Origin of the sequence: Bartonella mastomydis, from assembly GCF_900185775.1 — a bacterium.
Lineage (GTDB): Bacteria > Pseudomonadota > Alphaproteobacteria > Rhizobiales > Rhizobiaceae > Bartonella > Bartonella elizabethae.
The window spans coordinates 210,430-232,646 of record NZ_LT883138.1 but is presented as its reverse complement, the minus strand read 5'-3'; the positions used below and the strand labels follow the sequence as shown (position 1 = coordinate 232,646).

The following is a 22,217-nucleotide window of genomic DNA, read 5'->3' as shown; positions in this document are numbered from 1 at the left end:
TATTGCTCTAAACTAAATTGTTCCATATACGTCCATCACGTTCCATTAAAATCGTCGAAGCAATGGGGCCCCATGAACCAGCACTATAACCATGAACAGGCTGCTTTATTGCTTGCCATCCCTCAATAATAGGATCAATCCAACGCCAAGCCGCTTCAACTTCGTCACGACGCATAAAGAGTGTTTGATCTCCACGAATAACATCCATCAATAAGCGTTCATAAGCATCAGGATTACGTTGAGAAAATGCAGAAGCAAAACTCATATCCAAGGGGATATGACGAAATCGCATACCACCAGGACCTGGATCCTTAATCATCAGCCATTGTTTGACGCCTTCATCAGGCTGGAGACGAATAACAAGCCGATTAGAAAAAATCTCATCCGAATCTACATTAAAAATATTATGTGGAATGGATTTGAAAACAACCACAATTTCAGACATTCGCGTAGGCATACGCTTACCAGTTCGTAAATAAAAAGGCGTATCTGCCCAACGCCAATTATTAATCTTAACCTTTAACGCTACAAATGTTTCGCTCTCACTTGCTCTTCCCAAGTCTTCAAGATAAGATCCCACACGAACACCATTCAATGTACCAGCAACATACTGCCCACGCACAGTATGTTGTTCTACATTATGAATCTCAAGAGGTGTTAAAGAATGCAAAACTTTCAATTTTTCATCACGCACAGCATTTGCTTTATTCGCAAATGGTATTTCCATCGCCACCAAACAGAGCAATTGCAACATATGGTTTTGCACCATATCGCGTAGTGCACCTGCACTCTCATAATATTCTGCACGCCCTTCCAAACCTAAAGATTCAGCAACCGTTATTTGAACATGATCAATATAATTGGAATTCCATAACGGCTCATAAAGTGTATTCACAAATCGCAATGCCATCAAATTTTGAACCGTTTCCTTGCCAAGATAATGATCAATGCGAAAGATTTGATCTTCATTACAGACACTTGCAAATGCATCGTTAAGCGAAATAGCTGTTTTTACATCACGGCCAATAGGTTTTTCAATGATAATTCGTGTTTGTGGCGTCACCAAATTGCTTTTGCCCAATTGCATCGCAATATCAGCAAAAAGCGACGAACCAACAGCCAAATAAAAAGCTTGAATATCTGCTGAATCTTGTGACAATACCAGCGCAAGATCTTGCCACCCTCGGTTTGAGGAAACATCAACAGAAACGTAAGTTAAACGTGCAAGAAAACGATGGAGTTCAGTTGAATTGAGATCTTCCTTATGAATATGTGTTTCTAAAGACGCACGAACAAAATTTTGATATTCTTCATTACTCCATGCAGAACGTGCAACCCCAATAATACGCGTGGGCTCATTAAATTGCCCAACACACTGACAATGATAGAGAGCAGGCATAAGTTTGCGCGCTGCTAAGTCACCGTTACCACCAAAAACAATACAATCAAAGGGAGAAACTGGAATAATTTTACTTACCATGGACTTATTTATTTTTCTATTCGATTATTCAATCCTAGTATTACTTATAAAAGCTTTCATCATTAAAGCAGACAGAACCTAAATAAGCCATTAATTTTCTACATTTCAATCAATGTTTCTGTTAAAGACGATCCATTAAAGAAAACCAACGCATTGCTAAAAATATAAGTGGATAACGCAAAATGCTTCCTCCCGGAAAGGATGAAATCTTTAAGTTCTGAAAATGGGCAAAACGTTCATAATTCCCAGTCAACCATTCTGCGTATAATTTTCCCATAAAAGGAGCAAGTATAACGCCATGCCCTGAATAACCACCACAATAAGTCATCTTTGAGAAAAGTTGGCGAACATAAGGCATACGTTCAACCGTGATAGCAACCGTTGCCCCCCAACGATGGGTCAAATTAACAGAGTATAATTGAGGATAAATTTCAGCAATTTGCCGTTTTATACGTACATCTAAATTTATAGGATTCTTATTATTGTAACTTTCTACACCACCAAATAAGAGACGATTATCGATGCTTTTGCGAAAATAACGAACCATAAAACGGGAATCATCAACCGATTCACCGCCCATGAGAATTGAACTGTTCTTTGGTAAAGGTTCCGTTGCTCCAATATACGAGCGAATAGAAACAATATTTTTCTGAACAAAATGCTGCAAACCAAGTTTATACCCGTTCGTTGCGAGTAAAACATGCTCTGCTGTTATACTCCCTTTTTCTGTTATTACGTTCCAATGAGTTCCCTTGCTCTTCACGGTTGTTACTTGTGTCTTCTCATAAAGCTTAGCACCAGCATCTTTAGCCCTTTTTGCCAACCCAACAATCAATTTTAAGGGATTTATATGGCCGGTATCCGCATCATAAATACCACCACAATAAAAAGACGATCCAAGTCGCCTAGATGTTTCAACCCTATCCATAAAAGTAAGCGCGTGATAGCCATAACGCTGCATTGCCTCAATATGCCGTTGATAAGAGAAAAGCTCACGCCTTTTATGGGTCACAGAAAGCTGCCCTACCATAAAATCGCATTGAAAATCAGGCATTACACATAAAGATAAAATATCTCTTTTAGCTTCTTCTGCTAAATCAAATAGCACTTTACTGCGCTCAAAACCATATTTTTTCTCTAACGTTTCGACCCATTGCCGTTGCCCCGTTCCCAGTTGTCCACCATTGCGCCCTGAAGCACCATCCCCAAAACGTGATGCTTCAAATAAAACAACATCCACTCCAGCGTTCGCTAAATGATAAGCAGCTGAAAGCCCTGTCAATCCACCCCCAATAATGACCACATCACACTGTCTATCTTCACAAAAAGAAGGATAAGAGGGACGCTCTTTTAAAGTATCTTCATACCAAGAAAGACCTGGAGAAATTGGATTAGAGCCAATCATCGTGATAAACCTCAAACATTAAGCAAGAGATATTCGCGCTCCCACGGGCTAATCACTTCCATAAAAGTTTCAAACTCTTGTCGTTTGATTGCAGCATAAGTACTAACAAACATATCTCCTAGAATAGCGCGTATTTCTGTATCTTGTTCAAATAAATTAACTGCTTCAATGAGTCCACGCGGTAACTCAATGTTATCAGCATTCACATTATTTGTCGTTGGCTCATCGGGTTCAATTTTCTGTTGTAAACCAATGAGACCACAAGCCAAAGAAGCCGCCAGAGCTAAATAAGGATTTGCATCTGATGAAGGAAGTCGATTCTCGACACGCCGCGCTTGAGGAGCAGAACGAGGAACACGAAATGCTGTGGTACGATTATCATAGCCCCATCGCAAATTAACAGGTGCAGAAACATCGGGCATAAGGCGTCGATAAGAATTGACATAAGGCGCAAGCATAACAAGTCCTCCCGCCATATGTCTTTGTAATCCACCAATAAAATGGCGAAAACAAACACTTTCTTCACCATCTTCCTGCGTAAAAATATTCATACCTGTCTTCTTATTAACGACTGATTGGTGAATATGCATCGCAGAACCCGGCTGCCCTTGAATGGGCTTGGCCATAAAAGTTGCATACATATTATGTTTCAGTGCTGCTTCACGAATTGTGCGTTTGAACATAAAAACTTGATCAGCCAATTCAATTGGATCACCATGGCGTAAATTGATTTCAAACTGACCTGCCCCCTCTTCGTGAATAAGTGTATCGATCTCCAATCCTTGTGCTTCCGAAAAATGATAAATATCATCAATGAACTCATCAAACTCGTTCACACCGGCAATCGAATAGCCCTGCCCCCCACCAATTGAACGTCCAGAACGACCAACTGGAGGAACTAAAGGATAATCAGGATCAGGATTTTTTTCTACTAAATAAAATTCAATTTCTGGTGAAACAACCGGCTTTAGATCCATTTGCGTATAAAAATTGACGACTTTTCGCAAAACATTTCGTGGTGTATAATCGACAACCTGTCCACTTTGATATACAAGATCACAAATCACCTGTGCTGTGGGAGCATCTTCCCATGGCACAATGCTTAGCGTAGACAAATCAGGCTCAAGACGCAAATCACCATCGGTTTTAGGATATTCAAAGCCATGACCATCTTCAGGATAATCTCCTGAAATTGTTGTCATAAAAACCGCTGAAGGCAATGCTAATGATGTTTCCGATGTAAATTTTTTAGAAAGCATCATCTTGCCACGCGGCACCCCTGCTTGATCAGGCGTGATACACTCAATATCCTCTACCTTACGGAAAGCAAGCCATTGTAAAACTTGTTCCCAATTTTTTACACCCCTTAAATTTTTAAGGAAATGAGCGACAGGCTTAGAACCCTTACTTTTTATTTGTATACCATTCTTCACAGCCATAACATATCAACTTTAAAAATAATCAAGTCCTATTCTTATTATATCAGACTTATATCAGCCACGTATGAATGACACGAAAAAAACTTATCAACGAATATTTTTAAAGAATGCTATAAAATTCATCAAGGTAAGAGAACCTTACACTCAATAAGCTATCCTATCAACTATAGTGCAAAATTGGTACTGCACGCGATACATCGGCGCTAACGCTCTGTTAATAAAAAATAAAAGGTCTAAAGCCATTCTGGCAAGCAATAATCGTATAAAATCTCATAGTGGATGCTCAACGTAATTATTACATCTCTACTCTTAATGACCACAAAGAAGCGATCCGCACACCGTCCCTTCTGCTACCTCAATCTATACAGCAAAATCCTCAATCATAGCGTCTCATTAACTACGCCTTACCGTAACTCCAATAAACGCTTGAGACAACTAGAAGCCGTCAGCATTCGTGGGCAGCTAAACAAAAGACGAATTTCCTATTCTGCTAATAAATCTAGCTTGATTTAGAGCACTAGCCCTCTCAATGATTTTTTTGCCCTTCTCCAGATGCGTCGCACATATGACTTCTTATCTGCGTGGCTGAATCTTATTTAGCACAGATAATTTACCTCATCGGTATAAACCCACGCAGTATATCAAGAAATAATTTTTTTAGCTAATCACACATTATAAAGCTATAAATATTCTGATCATGAAAAACTCCGTTCAATAATTCAGCTTTTCTCAATCTGCCCTCAAGCTCAAAACCACAGCGCTGCGCTACTGCGTTGCTTCTCTGATTGTCTACTGAGCATTTTATGACAAATCTTTTTATTTTGCCAGATTTCAAATAAGACTGCATCAAAGCTTTCACAGACTTAGTGATAATCCCTTTTCCTTGAAGTTTTAAATCAACCCAATAGCCGATATAAGCGGTCTTATTACCACTATCAATCCTATTGAAAGAAAGTAATCCCACTGGAACTTCATCAAACAAAATAGCATATGTTTTTCCATCATTCTTCTGATGTTGCAAAAAGCAAATGTCAAGAAAAATAGCTTCATCATGTTCATTCATAACATAACGTGGCCAAGCCATATATTGATTGAATTCCTTTCTATTACGATCTATGATATTAAAAAGTTCGGAAGCATATCTCGAAGATGCGGGTGCGAGTTGAATATTTTTATCCACACTAATAGCTTCCTCTGCATGCAATAAATCCACTCGCCCAGCTGGTAGGGCATTTTCTGCAAGCCTGGCTGTTACAATTTCTTTTTTGTATAAAGCGTATACGGGAGGTTTAAGACGCGTCCATTCATTAGCAGCTTGTAAATCATAAGAACCGCAACCGCGAATAATAAACAACTGATCTTTGCCCAAACCATAATCTGCCTTGGGAAAAAGGCAATCATTTTCAAAACAGTTAAAACCTGCTAATATCTGATCATGTTTACCACAAGCGCTTTTTTTCTCTTCTAACGGTACAAGCGAATGGTGCCAAACACGCCAAGAAGGTATCCAGTTAATGTCAAGATTTGTCTGTATGATATCAACCTTACCGCGCTTTTTAATACTCACAGTTCTCCCTACAGCATAACAATGATCTTCACTGATATACCTACTAGGCTCAAAAACCAATTTCCATCTAGCCGGTAAAGTGGGGTCTTGTTCAGATAAAACATTAAAAATTCCTTGGAAAAACTCCCGTAATTTTGTATCCGTAACTTCAGCATCTTCTGAGAAGGAGTCTGTTGGAAATCCGCTCTCCATATCAAGATACCCTCCCTTAGGCATATTTTTTAAAAGGAAAGGAAGCCAATCACGCAAGTTCTCAATAATTCGTGCCGGACTTTCCAGATTCGAACCGATATGAAGATGAAAGCCCTTAAGATAAACATTCTTGCAAGATTGCAGCAAGGGAACGATTTCTTCTTCAAATTCTTCTACTGTCACTCCAAAACGAGAACATTGGCTATCCTTGTAAAAATGCGACAATCTTACACCCAGACCCACTACGCGATCAGTATCAGAAACTAGATCAATTATGGACTTGAGTTCGTGCGGACTATCGACATGAATCAGTGCATTTTCAGCAATCCCTTGAGAAAGATCGTTGAGAGATTTATAAGGCCCATCCAATACAATCCTATCGCCAGTAAAACCAGCCTTTAAAGCTAGCTGAAGCTCATCTGCCGAGCATACTTCTGCACTGAATCCATGCTCAGCGATTAGTCGCAACAACAAACCTAACGAGCATGACTTAACCGAAACAGCGATAACTGCGTTCAGAAAATATTGCTGACAGACCGCTTGCAAATGCAGAACCCATTTCAGAGCAGAATCAACATCGAATATAAAAAACGGCTCGTCGCCATAAGGCTGGCGTCCACGCAATCGTTTAGCTGCCGTGATGATATTTTGAGCTATTATTTTTTGCGCCATAACGGTATCGTAACTCCCTGATAATCTCGTTGAGCATTAAGAGGAGGAACACGGATAGCAAAATATCGCTCATAAAATGCATCCTGCATATTTTCCTCAAGCTGACAAGTGACCTTATTTTCAATTCCAATATATCTGCGAAGATTTTCTTTAAGCTCATCATAGGATCAAGACGATAATTCATAATTTTTTCTCGATCCTATTCCAATCCTGCTTTGCCAAAAAAGTTACACCAATAATGCAGCGTCCAAGTAGAATTAAGTTTGAACCCTATGGCGCTACAAACGTCAGTAATAATTTTATCGCTAAGCACCCTTTTATCGTAAAAATTTAAAGTACAAAGAACACCTTCTACTTTCAAAACACGACAGACCTCAGATAGCGCTTGTTCCCTTGCTTGAATAAATGCAAAATTACATCCACCAAGTACATGAGTAAACGTTTCTGCATAAAAAGGAAGGCTGCAGACGTCAGGTACTTGATAGCGTAAAGATCATCCGCCGCAAGCTTAGCCGCCGGCTCACGGGCAATAATGATTGCTACTTCAGATATATCAATATCCTCTGTAGAAGATATCGTTTTTTTCAAAACAATAACGCGAACTGTAACCGGTAGAGCAGGCAAGATCCAACAACAAAGAATCGCGGCGAATGCTAGCATGCGATCCAATAATCAACAGTATAATTACCACTGGGCAGCGTATTATCCTGTTTCATCAGCGCCACAAAATCAAGATAACTCATCGAACAAACGTCTTCAAACTTCGCAAATGTATCACTAAGCTCCATCATATAATTTCCTCCTTATAGGATTTCTTTAAAACGGATCTCTAGCACAAAGTAAAGCTTTTGTTCTCCCTCACGCTCTAAAAACACCGCCAAATCCGGCGTGTAAGATTCTATGAGCGGCACAATTTTAAAGCTCCTTGGCAATTTAAAAAATAATTTTACTTCGGGGGCTTTATCATTGATTTTACACAAATTCTTTCTCAATACGGCTCTGGCAAATCACATGATCATAAACACTTTTCTCATTGACCACTGCCAGACATATGATCGCCTTTTATATCCTCATTTTACAGATGTGGAACCAATTTATTACGCTGCGCACATTCAGCAATTATTTTTATTATCTGTATTAGAGATCCAAAAACATGAAAATACGCGTCCGCTTAGATAATAAGGGCAGCTTCTTAATCAACCTACACAAAAATGCATATGCAGGCAATATATCGGTGCTCGCCTTCTCTTTAAATATAAACAGCGCAAACGGCGTGATCATCGCCTCTAGCTTCTTACCAATATTGTTTGACAGCAAACAGAAAATTCGTAACATTCAGCAGCACAAGACGCGTTTTAAGAAGGTACCAAATGCCCCCTAAAAAATTAATCATCCGCAATAGCACTGCTGAATTTCTTATTTTCACTCAACAAGCTGGTGAAAACGGCATTGAAGTTCGCTATGAAAATGATACAATCTGGCTTAGTCAAAAGCTTATGGCAGAGTTATTCAGCGTAGACGTCCGTACAATCAGCGAACATTTAAAAAATATATTTAAAACTCAAGAATTAGATGAAATTTCAGTTATCCGGATTTTCCGGATAACTGCCTCTGACGGTAAAAACTATAATACTCAATTTTACAACTTAGATGCCATTATCGCTGTTGGATATCGTGTCAACTCCAAACGCGCTACACAATTTCGACAATGGGCAACGCAAATACTACGTGACTTTGCAATTAGAGGTTATGTCATAGACAAAAAGCGCCTTGAAAACGGCCAAACTCTTAATGAAGATTATTTCGAACATTTACTCGCTGAAATAAGAGAAATTCGCCTTAGTGAACGGCGTTTTTATCAAAAAATTACGGATATTTATACAACCAGTATAGATTATAACAAAGATGCGCCAACAACACACGAATTTTTCAAAAAAGTTCAGAATAAACTGCATTTTGCTGTGCACGGAAACACAGCCCCTGAATTGATTGCTAAGCGAGCAGACAGCAACAAAAAACATATGGGCTTAGCAACGTGGGAGAATTCTCCCCATGGTAAAATTGTAAAAACCGATGTCACAATTGCTAAAAACTACCTAACACAAGATGAACTTAAGCAGCTTGGCTTAATTGTTAGTGCTTATCTTGATTTAGCAGAGAGTCGCGCCGAGCGAAAAATACCAATGACTATGGAAGATTGGGCACAACAATTAGATAAGCTCCTCGAGCTAGACAAGCGGAATATTTTACAAAACGCTGGAACAATCACAGCAAAAATTGCCAAAGAACATGCCAAAACTGAATTTGAAAAATACCGCATTATTCAGGATAAATTATTTGAATCTGATTTTGATAAAGAAGTTAAAGCCCTTAAGAAACCTAGGCGCCAAAAAAGTGATGACTAAGCTCACAATGTGCTTCAATAAAACTGTCTTAAGCACAGTGTATACTGACCAACGCTTTTAAGATGTTAAATCGCAGCACTTTCCACAAATGTGGATATGCATGCGACAACACTCCCAGCATAAGTCAACAATCCTGCATTCATAGCCACCAACACCTACCTCCTACCTCAATCTCATCGTGCCCAATTAAAAGACAATTAACCTTTCTTTCATCAAATTGAATCTTATTAAAGAGTGTGCTTCTTCACGTTCATTAATAAAATCTCTATCAGCGCAGAAAACCTGAAAGACAAAATTTTAAATTTCATTATAAATAGAAATCTACGTAGAAGGGAATGCAAACGGTAGAAAATATCCATATGAGATAGTACACGTTTTTAGGTAGTCCGTCCATGAGAGATAAAACCAACAGCTTTATCATATTCTCATTAGCAAGCGAACTACCAAGAGTATCCTTCATCCCCCTGAATAAAACCCGTAATAAACAGAATTTGCAAGAATAACACCATCAACGACTGAGATTATTTTGACAAATGCATGCATCCTAGCTCCGCAATGTCATTACTTATAAAAACAATAACTTTTTTAGATTACCCCTCAACAGCGTATAAATTATAAATATCGACACGCTTGTTCTAATCATTTTTTATGGTATTAAACTATTCCAATTTACCAAACTTACTCCTCATTGAAGCTAGATGTCCCATAAACCCACATGATAAAAAAATCAACAGATCATATTGGAGCTACAATCAAAGGTATGTCTTTTCAATATTAAGCAAGTTTTGTAACCTCTCTTGTTATTTCCGTAGAAGGAAACAGCCTCTATGGACAGTGAGGAGCGATGCCTTTATAGTTAATGCTTATAGCGCTTTTATAACACTCAACCCGCCCCAAATATAGGATTGCGCTTTATTAAATAACCTACGCGCATATAGTTAAAGAGAGAAACGATTAAGCTGGCACCAATCATGCCAAGCCAATAGCCAATAAAGCCATATTCAAAAAAATGTGCCATGAGCGCTCCCCCAAATAAGCCTATCCCCCAATAGCTTATTATGATAACAATGGTTGACCAAAATGTATCAAGCAAGCCCACAAGTATGCCATTGAGCATGGCTCCTAAAGTGCCAAAAGCAAAAGACAATAAGATAAACGGAAGCAACTTCCAAGAGAAAACAATAACGCTTTCCTCAGCAATATCAAAGATAGTTGTAAGAATGAATTCATAAGAGAGATAAACAACCCCTGATAAAAACAAGACATAAGCAACAGCAAAAACTGTGACACTCATACGTAACTGTTTTAGAACTATATTATTCCCATCTGCTCTATACCACGCTGCTATAGTTGCCGCTGCGCTGGAAATTCCCAAAGCCACCACAGAAATAAGCATATCGAGACGCATTCCAATCGTATGCGCAGCCAAAGCTTCGACTCCAAAAGCTGTAATCATGAAGGCAATGACAGAAGGAAAGCCCTCCGCAATAAGAATACGGATACCAATGGGAAGTCCTATGAACAGTAATTGTATTATTCGTGAAATTTCTAACTTTGGTCTTAAATAATTAAAGTGAAAGGAACTAAAAGTAGAATTGCGGGACAGAATTATTGCTACTGCCATAACAATCAAAATACGGATCAAACTACTCGCAATTCCAGCACCAAAGACACCCAATCCGCTTGCAGGACCTATACCAAAAATAAGCAGCCAAGAGATAAGAAAATTCATAGGGATAGCGGCAAGCATAACAAAAGTTAAAGGCTTTGGATGACCAATTGCTGAAAGTAATCCGCGGCCATTGACATAAAGATAAAAAAATACCACTCCTATCGCAGCACCCCTGTTATATTCCTGCGCTATATGTGCAATTGCCTCATCTTGACCAAGAAGACATAAAATATTCCTCGTATTGAATAAAATGATCGCGCTCATCATTCCAATCAAAAGGGAAAGCCATATCCCTTGATCAAACCATGCTTTTAATGCATCTCTATCTTGTCTACGAAAACTTTCCGCAAGTTTTGGTGCAACCGCGGTAATAATACCGAGCCCCAACAACATAACAAAACTAAACATACTCAGAGCCAACATTGTACCACTCAAGGCTTGAATACCTAAATGCCCCACAAGTACCACATCTGTAAAGGAAATCATCATCTGAGAAATAAAGCCAACAGCCAGTGGCAAGCCAAGAGAGAGCAATTGCTTCATCACAACAAACATTGGGAAAAACCCTTCCATACTGAAGTGTATATTAAGCTTGGATCCTTCAAACAAAACGTATTGTTTTTTTCCGTCAAGTTTTTCCACCGTAAATCTTGTGTAAAGGATGCATAATGAGAACGCATTATGCTAAGAGGAAATGCTCAATTCTTAAAAAAGAAGCGCAATGCCCCTTTATTGGTTTTTGGGACTTCATGCCAAGCGTTTTTTTTATACAACATTATATCCCCAAGCAGTTATAATCGTTGATAAAATATTCTCAGCAAGCCTTTATTCATCTTGCACATCCATTTTCAGTATTTTTAATAAAATTTTTTGGTACAAAACTTGATATGCTCCCCCTAAAAAACGGATTCTTGACAATAAAGAACTGTTGAAAAATATAAAAATAAACGAGGGACTAATCGTCCTGTTCGAAGATTTTGTACAATGGAATTAGTTTCAAAATCAATATACAGTTCAAAACGATCTGAATGTCAAACGCTGTCTTTTAACTGGAGAGGACGCACACGTAAAACAGAACGCCATTGGTTTGCTAATTCACGAGCTTTTTTTAAGAGATATGTCTTAAAGCACCCAAGCCCATTTCGTGACGGCGCCCATGAATGGTGTAACGATAAATCCATTGAGCACCTCCATCTTTACACTTATGAAGTAACAAACCGCACCATCATTATATTTGCCAGCCCCCAATGTTGCGACAGATCTTGCATTAAGACGGTTCATAAGAGCCATTTTTAGTTCTTGTCTTTAACAAATTTTATCCACACATTCATCCCGCTTTTGACGTGCAAGGGAATGATTTTGATTGATTCAACATAGAGAGGTTTGAAATGAGAGAATCTTACGTTATTTGAGATTCTCATTCAACATACAAAACAGAAAATTATCATTATAAATCAATAGCTTGTACAATTCAAGCAGGATACCAATTGCAATATCAGACCATAAGATTGCAAGAGAAAGTTCTTTTATAAAGAGACATTTTTTAGCTTTATATTGCCTCTTAAACAAGCTAGCCTGTTCATATAACTAAGTTATATGTATAATACATATAACTTCTACAAAAGGAGGATTCATTATATTCCGTGAAAGCCTTTGGTAATACACTCGGGCGATTAGATCAGCCATCACCCATCAATAATATATTGCGAGGTAAGAAATTGGGGGAGGTAACCTATGCAACTCGTGGATCATCTTTTTGTGAAGTTCGATCAACTCAAGTCGATTTACAATTTCACATATCCGCTGTTTCGCACTATTTCAAATAAATTTTACGATTACCTAGATTTTAATAATCTAGCGCAAAGTAAGCAGATTCCACAAGCGCGTACCATTTTTCTTTATTTGCATATTCCCTTTTGCAAAACCATTTGTTCCTTCTGTCCCTTTCAGAAAGAAGCTTATAAGCACGTTAAGCAAATCAAAGCTTATATGTCAGTGCTTACCACAGAGATCAGAAACAAAGGAAATTTCATTCACTCACTTAGAGGGCCCATCCACAGCATCTATATAGGAGGTAGCACACTCTCGCTCTTGTCCGCGGATAATATCCGACACATCGGAAAAGTATTGCATGCCGAATTTGAGCTCTCTTCCTTAGCCGAGTTTACACTGGAAGGCGAACCGAAGAGCGTCACACGTGATAAACTTTATGCTGCCCGTGAGATCGGCGTTAACCGGATCAGTTTCGGTGTACAGAGTTTTATTGAGCGTTTCCGATCATTGTTTAACCTCACCTCAACACGTGAACAAATCAAAAATACCGTGGCTTGGTCACAAGAGATAATTGGACATGTCGGTTTCGACCTACTATATGGCATGCACAACCAGCAAGCCGAAGAACTATTATACGATTTGAAGCAAGCAAGCGAGCTTCACCCTGAAACCACCAACCTCTACGCAATCAACAATCTAGCTATCACGTCGCAACTGCATAAGTCTTACGCACAAAAAGGGCTAGAACCATCCAGCCTACAGCATCGACAGATGCTTCGCTTATTTAGTGACATCGTTATGCGCAGCTGCGGCTATGCACCATGTAATGGGCATTCCTATATCAAAATTTCCAATAACACTCCTCTAACGCTTGCTCAAACGAGTCCAGCTCATTATTTCCGCTATCACAAATATTTGCATGGCTATCATGACGATTATGTGGTTGGCTTCGGGGCGTCAGCAATGTCGCTTCTCGGCTCACTCGTCACACGAACCAATCCCAGTCGAAGCGGATACATGACCAACATACAACTTAAAGGCAAATCCAAAGTATACTACAATTGGGTATCAGCGGAGCAACAAACCTCCAAGGCTTTGTGTATGCGGCTACCTTATAACGGCTATGTCCAAAAAGAAAGAATTGACTGGAACTCAATCCCTTCTTTTGTATACAATAACCTACAACAGCTCATAGGTGCAGGTCTCATCGCAGAAAGTGATAACGATCTTCAGCTGACTCAGCATGGTTGGCAATAGTATTCCAACCTCATATATTTCCTTCTACCTCAGGCAGATAGAAATATCTTGGACGACTATGTCGCAAACATGCTGAATACAACCGCCGTACTTGATGGACCAGTGGAAATCTGTGTGGCATCTTAAGGAGAAAAGAATGTTCACACTTTTTGCCAATAAGGACATACGCTATTTTTGCCTAACCGTTAGTCTGCTCGCCTTACTCAGCGGTGCTTTGCGCACTGCCATCCCGCTATTAGCAAGACAATCTGGATATGACGTCATCGGAGTAAGTTGGGCACAAGGTCTCTTCTCATTAGCGTGGCCAATTTTCGGCATCCTTGCAGGCACTTTACTTGATCGCTGCGACAAGATAAAACTTGCTACCTCGGCTCTCCTCATCTTCATGCTCATGCATATTGTCCTGTTCGTACTGCTTATGATACAGATTGCTCCAGCCGAACAAATTTTCTTCTATGCAACCATTGCTGGGTTCATCGTCGTTTCTGCCGAAGCTTATATAATGACGATTCCACCACTTATCATGGAGGGAGAGCGATTGATGACTTTCTACTCAGTTGTCTTGTTTCTAGATTTCGGTGTCTCCTCTTTTCTTGCTCCTATCATAACAAGCAGCATTTTAGCGCATAGCACACTGCTATTTCTTGGCCTATTAATCGCGCTTTTTATCACGTTGATTTTTACCACTCGCCATGCTGTTCCGAAATCGCCAGCACTTGATAAAGAAAACATCTCTTTGCGTTATATCATTGCCGGCTTTCATTTCATTTTTTCAAATCGGCATCTCACCTCCCTTACATTACTCACATTCTTTCTATCGGTGGTATTTGGAGCATTCCTAACCTCGTTCATCTTTTTCGTTACCGACAGTCAGTATCTGGGTCTCCATAGCAACCAATATGGCCTGATGTTTGCAGCCTACGCGCTTGGTACAATGGCAGGTGCCCTATTTGCACCGCGTATACGCTATGCACCGGTGCGCCTAGCTGTTCTCACTGACGGTTTAGGAACTATTGTCTTGCTGCTGATTCCAGCCTTTTCAAAAAGTGCTATCGTCGTATGGGGCGTCACCTTTATCGCTGGCGTTGGAGCAAGCTTATGGTTTATTGCTGTTACCGCCTTCAGGCAGCGCCTCACACCAAAGCAACTTCTCGGGCGAGCTAATTCTGCTTTTCGGGTGATCGGCTATGCTGGAATGCCGGTCGGAAGCTTTTTGGTCGGCGTCTTTGGTTCTTTTATATCATTGCAGTTTGCTGCCACCTTTATCGCTGGACTACTATTGGTGGCTATCGCGATAACGCTTCCATTTCTTTGGCAAGCTGATCATATAGATACATCCAACCCTGCCACGAGGTAAAGCTGCTTTTAAAAAAAACACAGTCAGAAAAAGCGCACATTCCCTATTCCGCAATCGATTGATCTGTTCTTTGGACGAGGAAATTATCACCATAATGGCTGATAGCGCTAAGGAGCACTATGGAATCAGACAAACAAACGCTAAGGGCAAAACAGACCCTTTACGTTGCATTGGGCGATGATCTCAACGCCTATATGAAGGATGGAGAAAGCTTATAGCGTACGGAACGCACTTCTTAACCAAAAACTCCGCCCTAACAATGGCCCACTTATACTCCAGTTAATCCATCACCCGCTATTATACGCATCTTTGTGCTTCTCTGTTACGCTTAGTATAAAATGTCTACGAATATTTCTTTTGTACGTCGCAATTTCTTTTATCCTATTTATTTCTGTATTCTCTGCAAATTTACTTTCATGCAAAGTATCGTATAAGCTATTCTCTTTATCTTTCAAAGTTCCTTGTGTTTATTTTATTTCTTTTCGCTTACGCAAATCAGCTCGATCAGCTCGCATTACCACATTTTGATCATTTTGCTTTTTTGCCTTGCTTTGCAAGAGCAATAATTTCTCGCGCTCTAAATTTGCGCGCTGTTTCGCATAATTAAAGACGGCGATTTTCTATTTCCTCTGGTGCTCTATTATGACACTTACAAATATTATCAGCAAGCTTATCAATTGGCACTAGTCCATCCCAAATATGTATATCTTTTGGCATTGTCATATTTCTAACAAATCGAAGAGCTGAATCTCCAATTTGACGATATATCACCACAGGTAAATTTAAAATTGCTTCACATGTGGCATAGCTAAGCACAATCTAGAAAAAAACTCTAATAATGACGGTGTCTGCCGACTATATACCTAAGCTTGTTGTTACTACAAGCCTGCTGCACGCCTAAACTTACGGGTTCGCATCTTATATCTCATCATAAGGTGCACTTGCACACTCAAAAGCAGAAACTCTCTATTCCATTGAAAATAAATCTTAAAAATATCTTTTTAGACAAGATCTCTACTCATTAAGACGCTTCGGCTTTTTTGAACAAAAAAAGCAAAAATACGAGAGAAAAGTCTTTACTCTGTTATCGCTCAAACGACCCCCAAAAACCAATAATCGCAGGTTTTTTAAAGGAAGAAAGTAAGAAAAATGAAAATAATTGTACAAAGGAAAATGGTACTGCACGCGATACATCGCGTGCTAACGTTCTCTTTAAAAACACACAGATAATTATAACCAGCTTCAAAAAACAGCCTTACCAATGAAGTACTCGCTAGAGGGTTGCGTGCACAAGACAACACATTGATTTATAATGATAATTTAGCGTTATTCATATTGAATTAGACTCTCGAATAACGTAAGATTCTCTCATTTCAAATCTGTTTATGTTGCATCAATCAAAATCACTCATTTGCACATCACAAGCGGGGCTGGCGTGTGGGTAAAAACTGTAGAAGAAAGGACTAAAAATGGCTCTTATGAACTGTCTTAATGCAAGGTCTGTCGCAACATTGGGGGCTGGCAAATATAATGATGGTGCCGGCTTGCTTCTTCACAAGCGTAAAGATGGTGGCGCTCAATGGCTTTATCGTTATACTATTCATGGTCGTCGTCGTGAAATGGGATTGGGTGCCTTAAGACATGTCTCTTTAAAACAAGCACGTGAATTGGCAAACCAATAGCGTTCTGTTTTACATGAGGGTCGTGACCCCATTAAAGAACGCGATAAACAAAAACGTGAAGCAATAAGCAATCTCCATTATTTAAAAGATATTGCACTAGATGCTTTTGAAAGTCGGAAAGCTGAATTAAAAGGTGACGGCAAGGCTGGAAATTGGTTTGCACCTTTGCGGCTTTACATTCTCCCTAAATTAGGTTGCCTGCCCGTTTCAGAAATTACACAAACAGAAATACGCAATACGCTTGCCCCTATCTGGCATACAAAAGCTGTAACAGCAAGAAAAGCACTGAATCGTCTTAATCTTTGTCTCAAATATGCGGCTGCATTAGGATTGAATGTTGATTTACAAGCAACAGAAAAAGCACGCGCGCTCTTAGGTAAACAACGTCATAAAACGCAAAATTTACCTGCCATGGATTGGAAAGATGTTCCTGCTTTTTATAAAACACTTTGCCAAAAAACAACCCTAACACAACTGGCTTTGCGTTTGCTTATTTTGACAGGCGTTCGTACTTTTCCTTTACGTCATATTCATAAAGATCAAATTGAAGATGATATATGGACTATCCCTGCTGAGAATATGAAAGGAAAGCTTGATACAACAAAAGAATTTCGCGTTCCTTTATCATCAGAAGCACTAAAAGTGATTAAACAAGCGCTCCTTTTATCTCGTAATGGGTTTCTTTTTTCTGCAACCGGTCGCGGTCCTCTTGCACAAAACAGCATGCTACAATACATGAAAAAAACTAGTCTGGAAGCTTGTCCCCATGGTTTTCGCTCTAGTTTACGTGATTGGCTCGCAGAAACAACAGATGCCCCTTATGAAGTCGCTGAAACCATTCTAGGTCATACGGTTGGGGGGAAAGTGGAGCGTGCTTATCGTCGTACAGACTATTTAGAACAGCGTCGTATCTTTATGGATAAATGGGCTTCTTATGTTACTGGTTAAAACAATAAAAGTTGTGGATAGCTCTATCTCTCTTTTTCGCATTTCATCCACAATGGATAATATAATCACAAATTATGGCTTCTCTTGAATAAAAAATCACAAGATATTGTTTTTTTACTGGAAAAGTTTGCTACAAATTGCTATTTATATATAACTAATGAGTAGTGATTCTACCACTTAATATAATAGGGGATTCCATGATTCCAAATGAACCACTTCTCACAGTACGTGAGAGTGCGAAATTACTTAATATAAGTGTTTCAACACTTTGGCGGCGGGTCGCTGATGGCTCGGTGCCAAAGCCTTTAAAGATTGGCTCCTTAGCGCGTTGGTTACAATCTGACCTTCGCGATGTAATCGAAAAGGCAAAAAACCAACGTGGCAACGACGCCGCCTAAAGAAAACTTCGCCTTATAGGACAGACAAAGTATTTCGAGTTTCGCAAATCCCGAAATAACAGAATCTGTCTTGTAATGCAAGTAGCAGAAAGGGATTTTATGCATTTTGCAAATGTTACAACAAGCAATGCTTATGCATTGCATACAACAGCTCAAAAAATTACTTGTGCATTACGTGGAGTTTGGTACGGGCGTTATGGAAGTGCCCGTTGTCCCGCTCATGATGATAGGCTGCCTAGCTTATCCCTTGCTAATGGACATGATGGGCGTCTCTTACTCTACTGTTATGCTGGCTGTTCTTTTAGAGAGATCATACAAGCACTTATCAGAATTGGCTTGCTGGGGAAACAAGCCTTTTTTGATAAAGCTTATGATCACACGCTTTCTTTCTCAAAGCAGGTATGTGCTGATCTTAAAAGAGCAAAACAGAAAGCAGAAAGAGCAAAAGCGATTTGGCAACAAAGTCAACCGATTAAAAACACCTTAGCAGAAACCTATTTACGCATGCGGGGGATCACATGTGAATTGCCTACTGATTTACGATTTCACGATAAATGTCCACACCCCTTAGGAATGACACTGCCCGCGTTGGTAGCTCTTGTTAAGGGGGCCGGTTCCTTTGCCATTCATAGAACCTTTTTACAAGCCAATGGCTGCAAAACAGATCAGAAACCAGCAAAAGCCATGTTGAGTTCTGTCATGGGTGGTGCTGTGCATTTAAGTCAAGCCAATCCAAAACATCTGGTTATTTGTGAAGGCATTGAAACCGGTCTGGCGCTGCTGTCTGGATTGTTATCAGAACCCGTTAATTTATGGGCGTCTCTTTCCACCAGTGGCATGATGCGTGTGAATTTACCCCCGATAAAAGGACGTTTGACAATCGCAATGGATGGCGATGATGCGGGTCGTAAAGCAGGTTTTACCCTAGCAAAACGTGCTTATAGCCAAGGCTTTGAGGTCTTTATGATGCAAGCTCCAAAAGGAATGGACTTTAATAATGTATTACTTTCTCAAAAGAGGGAACTATGAAAGAGTATAATTTACAAAACAACAATGAAAATACCTCCGTCAATGATAACGATAATACTTGTTTAAAAGCTATTCCTTATGAAGTCGCCTTGCAACAAAATGGTTGGGGGGAATTACAGCCTATTAATAAGGCTCTCTTACCCGTCGAACCTTTTAAAATGTTTCTGCTTCCAACACCATTAATGGACTATGTTTATGACGTTGCTGATATGCAACAATCTTCTATCGATTTTGTGGCTATCTCTGCTTTATGCGGTTTGGCTGCTGTCATTGGAAATGGTGTGCGTATCGCTCCAAAACAACATGCTAATTGGACGATTGTTCCTAATCTCTGGGGTGCCATTGTGGGAGAACCTTCAACCATGAAAACACCTACCATGAAAGCTGCTTTAGCCCCTCTCTATGCTTTGCAAGAGGAATGGCATCAAGAATGGGTAAAGCAGAAAAAAAGCCAAGAAACAAAAGATATTCTTATTGAATTAGACAAAAGAGAAAAGAAAAAACAAGCCTATAAAGCACTCAAAGATCAAGACGAGGAACAAGCCCTTGCTCTTCTTTCTCAAGCTCTTGAACACAAAGAAAGTGATGATGATGAAACTTTTGTCAAACGACGTCTGATTGTCAATGATGTCACGGTTGAAAAGCTTGGGGAATTGTTAAAAGAAAACCCCCGTGGTCTGTTGTTGGTTCGTGATGAATTATCTGGTTTTTTAGCCAATTTAGAGAGAAAGGAATATCAAATAGACCGTTCTTTCTATTTAACAGCTTTCAATGGAGATGATCAATTTACCTATGACCGTATAGAGCGTGGAACCATTTTTATTCCCAATGCAACCCTTTCTGTCATTGGGGGTATTCAACCCTCTCGAATTATTCCCATTATTCAAGCCATGCACCATGGAATAAACGATGATGGTTTATTGCAACGATTTCAAATGCTGGTCTTTCCCGATGAACGAAAAAAGCGTGACTGGGTTGATAGACCTCCTAATCAAGAGGCATGGAAAACTTATGAAGGGGTGTTTCGTTTTCTTTATGATAAACCATTAGGATCACCAAAACACCCAATGACCATGCGTTTTTCTGCTGATGCTCAAGAGATGTTTCGTGAATGGTGGGAAAATTTTCAAAGAACAATCAAAGGGGAAAATTTCTCTACAAGTTTACAATCATATCTTTTGAAAATGGATAAAACCATACCAACCCTTGCGTTGATTTTTGAACTGTGTGAAGGGGGGCGTTTTGAAATCAATAGAGATGCCCTTGAGAGAGCCTTGTATTGGGAAAAATATCTGATAAGTCACGCAAAACGTCTTTATGCGGCGGGGGATATATTAACAGCAGAGCGTGCAAAATTGATTGTTGAACGCTGTGATTGTTTACCCGATGTTTTTACGGCAAGGGATATCTATAGACGATGTTGGAGTTCTTTAAAAGAGAAAGAAGCTGTGAAGCAAGCTTTAGATCTTTTATGCCGTTGTAACTATATTCGTGAATTTCCTATAGAAGGGAATGAATTAGGTCGGCGTCCTGATAGACGTTATGAATGGCACCCTTTCGTCAAAAGCAACAGCATAAAACAATAAAGAAATCTCTTTTGAAGTCTTTAAAAAATCACGCAAAACTCTTTTTATAGCATTCTCATCAAGTCACTTTTCTCCAAAGACAAATGATCTGAGTGGTTTTGTAAAAAGAGTTTTGTCATTTTTGTCAGTTCACTCTAGCCCCATTATCATTTTTTTTAAATGAGAGGAAATAAAAATTATTATATTTCAAAATGTTAGTATTTTAACGATACAATCTATATCAATAATACAACCTTAAAAACAACCTATAATATATATTTGTCAGTTATTTGTCAGTAAATTGAACTGACAAAAGTGACCATTTCTGATTCATAAAACGCTTCAAAATAATCATTCTGATGTTTTAGAAGTACATAGTGCATTTGTCTTGATTAACACATCAAACGATCAGCAAATTTCACTATTTTGCTGATCTAACCATGCGTCATAGGTTGTTGATAGGTATCCTTTAAAAAACTCTTTTCAAAAAAATATCGGCTTTTTTAGCACTTTTTCCCCATTTTTATCTCAATTCATTAAAATGAATTAGAAAATGTATCAAAACATTTATTTTAAGGTTTTAATATACTTTAAATACATATCGTATTAATCACATTTAACGATTGGAATAAATAAACAATAGTAATATGTGGATGTGATATGTATAGAAAAATAAATTACATTATTGATATTATTGGTGTTATTATAATAATAACAGCACTTATTTTTACATGTACGCTCTTATTAACTCCCGTGTAGATTAAGTGTTTTGCTGCATTTTTATCTATATTCATTCAAAATGGATTTAACAAGCTTCATTTCAATTCTTTTAAAGAGAATTAATGAATATAGAAGTTAGAGAAACTGAATAGACTTGCCATGCTCACATAATGGGTATGCTAATCTGATAAGGGGTATAGAATATAGCTATACCTCCTTTATTAAGCTGATTACATATAATCTTAAAAGGAATAATTTATCATGCGTTATTCTAAAAAGAGAACACTTGCACTTTTAGATACTATTATTGGGATTGCTTTAAGACTTGTAAGAAATCCACTCTTAAATAGAATACGCTTCTTTTGGATTGCCTTTAAAAGGTTATACCGTAATCTCAAATGATAGCTTTATCCTTTTCAAAAGCTCTGTCTAAAAGAGAGTTATATATATTCATTTTGCTATAGGTTTTGAAGGTTCCTAACACCCTCAAAATACCTTAAAAATATATCATGAGTTGTGTTTATATCTTTATAATATCACTATAGGTTGTTATTTTTAAATTTGATAAAAATTAACACATTGAAATATAATAACTTTTATTTTTTGATTGAAAAAAATATATAAGAGGGCGTAAAAAGAACCTTCAAAACCTTCAA

General features: G+C 38.7%; 14 protein-coding genes and 3 pseudogenes. 7 read left to right on the top strand and 10 right to left on the bottom strand.

Annotation, left to right across the window (positions count from 1 at the left end; all coding sequences use genetic code 11):
- Positions 1 to 7: 7 nt before the first annotated feature.
- The 8 genes and pseudogenes from zwf to FJG96_RS09035 all read right to left on the bottom strand — a co-directional run bounded on the left by zwf (position 8) and on the right by FJG96_RS09035 (position 7,687).
- Complete coding sequence (gene zwf, locus FJG96_RS04195) at positions 8 to 1,480, bottom strand: glucose-6-phosphate dehydrogenase (RefSeq protein ID WP_139412874.1); 1,473 nt, start codon at positions 1,478 to 1,480, stop codon at positions 8 to 10.
- Between the two features lie 121 nt (positions 1,481 to 1,601).
- The gene (locus tag FJG96_RS04190) at positions 1,602 to 2,885 is read right to left on the bottom strand and encodes an NAD(P)/FAD-dependent oxidoreductase (RefSeq protein WP_139412873.1); all 1,284 of its coding nucleotides are present in this window, start codon (positions 2,883 to 2,885) and stop codon (positions 1,602 to 1,604) included.
- 11 nt (positions 2,886 to 2,896) lie between these two features.
- A complete protein-coding gene (locus FJG96_RS04185; protein ID WP_139412872.1) occupies positions 2,897 to 4,324 on the bottom strand; it encodes a glutamine synthetase family protein in 1,428 nt (475 codons plus the stop codon).
- Between the two features lie 661 nt (positions 4,325 to 4,985).
- Complete coding sequence (gene rimL / locus FJG96_RS04180) at positions 4,986 to 6,755, bottom strand: 50S ribosomal protein L7/L12-serine acetyltransferase (RefSeq protein WP_139412871.1); 1,770 nt, start codon at positions 6,753 to 6,755, stop codon at positions 4,986 to 4,988.
- Between the two features lie 199 nt (positions 6,756 to 6,954).
- Positions 6,955 to 7,182, bottom strand: a pseudogene (locus FJG96_RS09310) (hypothetical protein); the annotation flags it as partial.
- The gene (locus FJG96_RS09040) at positions 7,113 to 7,415 is read right to left on the bottom strand and encodes a hypothetical protein (protein ID WP_246046901.1); all 303 of its coding nucleotides are present in this window, start codon (positions 7,413 to 7,415) and stop codon (positions 7,113 to 7,115) included. The pseudogene FJG96_RS09310 and the gene FJG96_RS09040, both read right to left, overlap by 70 nt.
- The gene (locus tag FJG96_RS08890) at positions 7,409 to 7,546 is read right to left on the bottom strand and encodes a hypothetical protein (RefSeq protein ID WP_210234975.1); all 138 of its coding nucleotides are present in this window, start codon (positions 7,544 to 7,546) and stop codon (positions 7,409 to 7,411) included. The genes FJG96_RS09040 and FJG96_RS08890 overlap by 7 nt, the downstream gene beginning before the upstream one ends.
- Before the next feature lie 12 nt (positions 7,547 to 7,558).
- Positions 7,559 to 7,687, bottom strand: a complete 129-nt coding sequence (locus tag FJG96_RS09035; RefSeq protein WP_342773678.1) for a restriction endonuclease — start codon at positions 7,685 to 7,687, stop codon at positions 7,559 to 7,561.
- Between the two features lie 438 nt (positions 7,688 to 8,125).
- Between FJG96_RS09035 and FJG96_RS04170 the strand changes: the two genes are divergently transcribed.
- Positions 8,126 to 9,160: a virulence RhuM family protein gene (locus FJG96_RS04170; protein WP_139412870.1), complete on the top strand. Its 1,035-nt coding sequence runs from the start codon at positions 8,126 to 8,128 to the stop codon at positions 9,158 to 9,160.
- 883 nt (positions 9,161 to 10,043) lie between these two features.
- On the opposite strand, the gene FJG96_RS04165 is transcribed toward FJG96_RS04170, so the two are convergent.
- Both FJG96_RS04165 and FJG96_RS04160 read right to left on the bottom strand, forming a co-directional pair.
- The gene (locus FJG96_RS04165) at positions 10,044 to 11,387 is read right to left on the bottom strand and encodes an MATE family efflux transporter (RefSeq protein ID WP_139412869.1); all 1,344 of its coding nucleotides are present in this window, start codon (positions 11,385 to 11,387) and stop codon (positions 10,044 to 10,046) included.
- 512 nt (positions 11,388 to 11,899) lie between these two features.
- Positions 11,900 to 12,122: pseudogene (locus FJG96_RS04160) on the bottom strand (Arm DNA-binding domain-containing protein); the annotation flags it as partial.
- A gap of 444 nt (positions 12,123 to 12,566) precedes the next feature.
- On the opposite strand from FJG96_RS04160, the gene FJG96_RS04155 reads away from it, so the two are divergent.
- From FJG96_RS04155 to FJG96_RS04125, 6 genes and pseudogenes are all read left to right on the top strand, one after another.
- A complete protein-coding gene (locus FJG96_RS04155) occupies positions 12,567 to 13,862 on the top strand; it encodes a coproporphyrinogen-III oxidase family protein (RefSeq protein WP_246046900.1) in 1,296 nt (431 codons plus the stop codon).
- A 136-nt stretch (positions 13,863 to 13,998) separates the two neighbouring features.
- Positions 13,999 to 15,219: an MFS transporter gene (locus FJG96_RS04150; protein ID WP_139412868.1), complete on the top strand. Its 1,221-nt coding sequence runs from the start codon at positions 13,999 to 14,001 to the stop codon at positions 15,217 to 15,219.
- Between the two features lie 1,469 nt (positions 15,220 to 16,688).
- Positions 16,689 to 17,849, top strand: a pseudogene (locus FJG96_RS04140) (tyrosine-type recombinase/integrase).
- Positions 17,850 to 18,046: 197 nt separating this feature from the next.
- Positions 18,047 to 18,247: a helix-turn-helix transcriptional regulator gene (locus tag FJG96_RS04135; protein WP_139412866.1), complete on the top strand. Its 201-nt coding sequence runs from the start codon at positions 18,047 to 18,049 to the stop codon at positions 18,245 to 18,247.
- 99 nt (positions 18,248 to 18,346) lie between these two features.
- The gene (locus tag FJG96_RS04130; RefSeq protein ID WP_139412865.1) at positions 18,347 to 19,276 is read left to right on the top strand and encodes a DUF7146 domain-containing protein; all 930 of its coding nucleotides are present in this window, start codon (positions 18,347 to 18,349) and stop codon (positions 19,274 to 19,276) included.
- On the top strand, positions 19,273 to 20,862 hold the full coding sequence (locus FJG96_RS04125) for a YfjI family protein (RefSeq protein WP_139412864.1): 1,590 nt from the start codon (positions 19,273 to 19,275) through the stop codon (positions 20,860 to 20,862). Before FJG96_RS04130 ends, FJG96_RS04125 begins: the two co-directional genes overlap by 4 nt.
- The last annotated feature ends 1,355 nt before the right edge of the window (positions 20,863 to 22,217 follow it).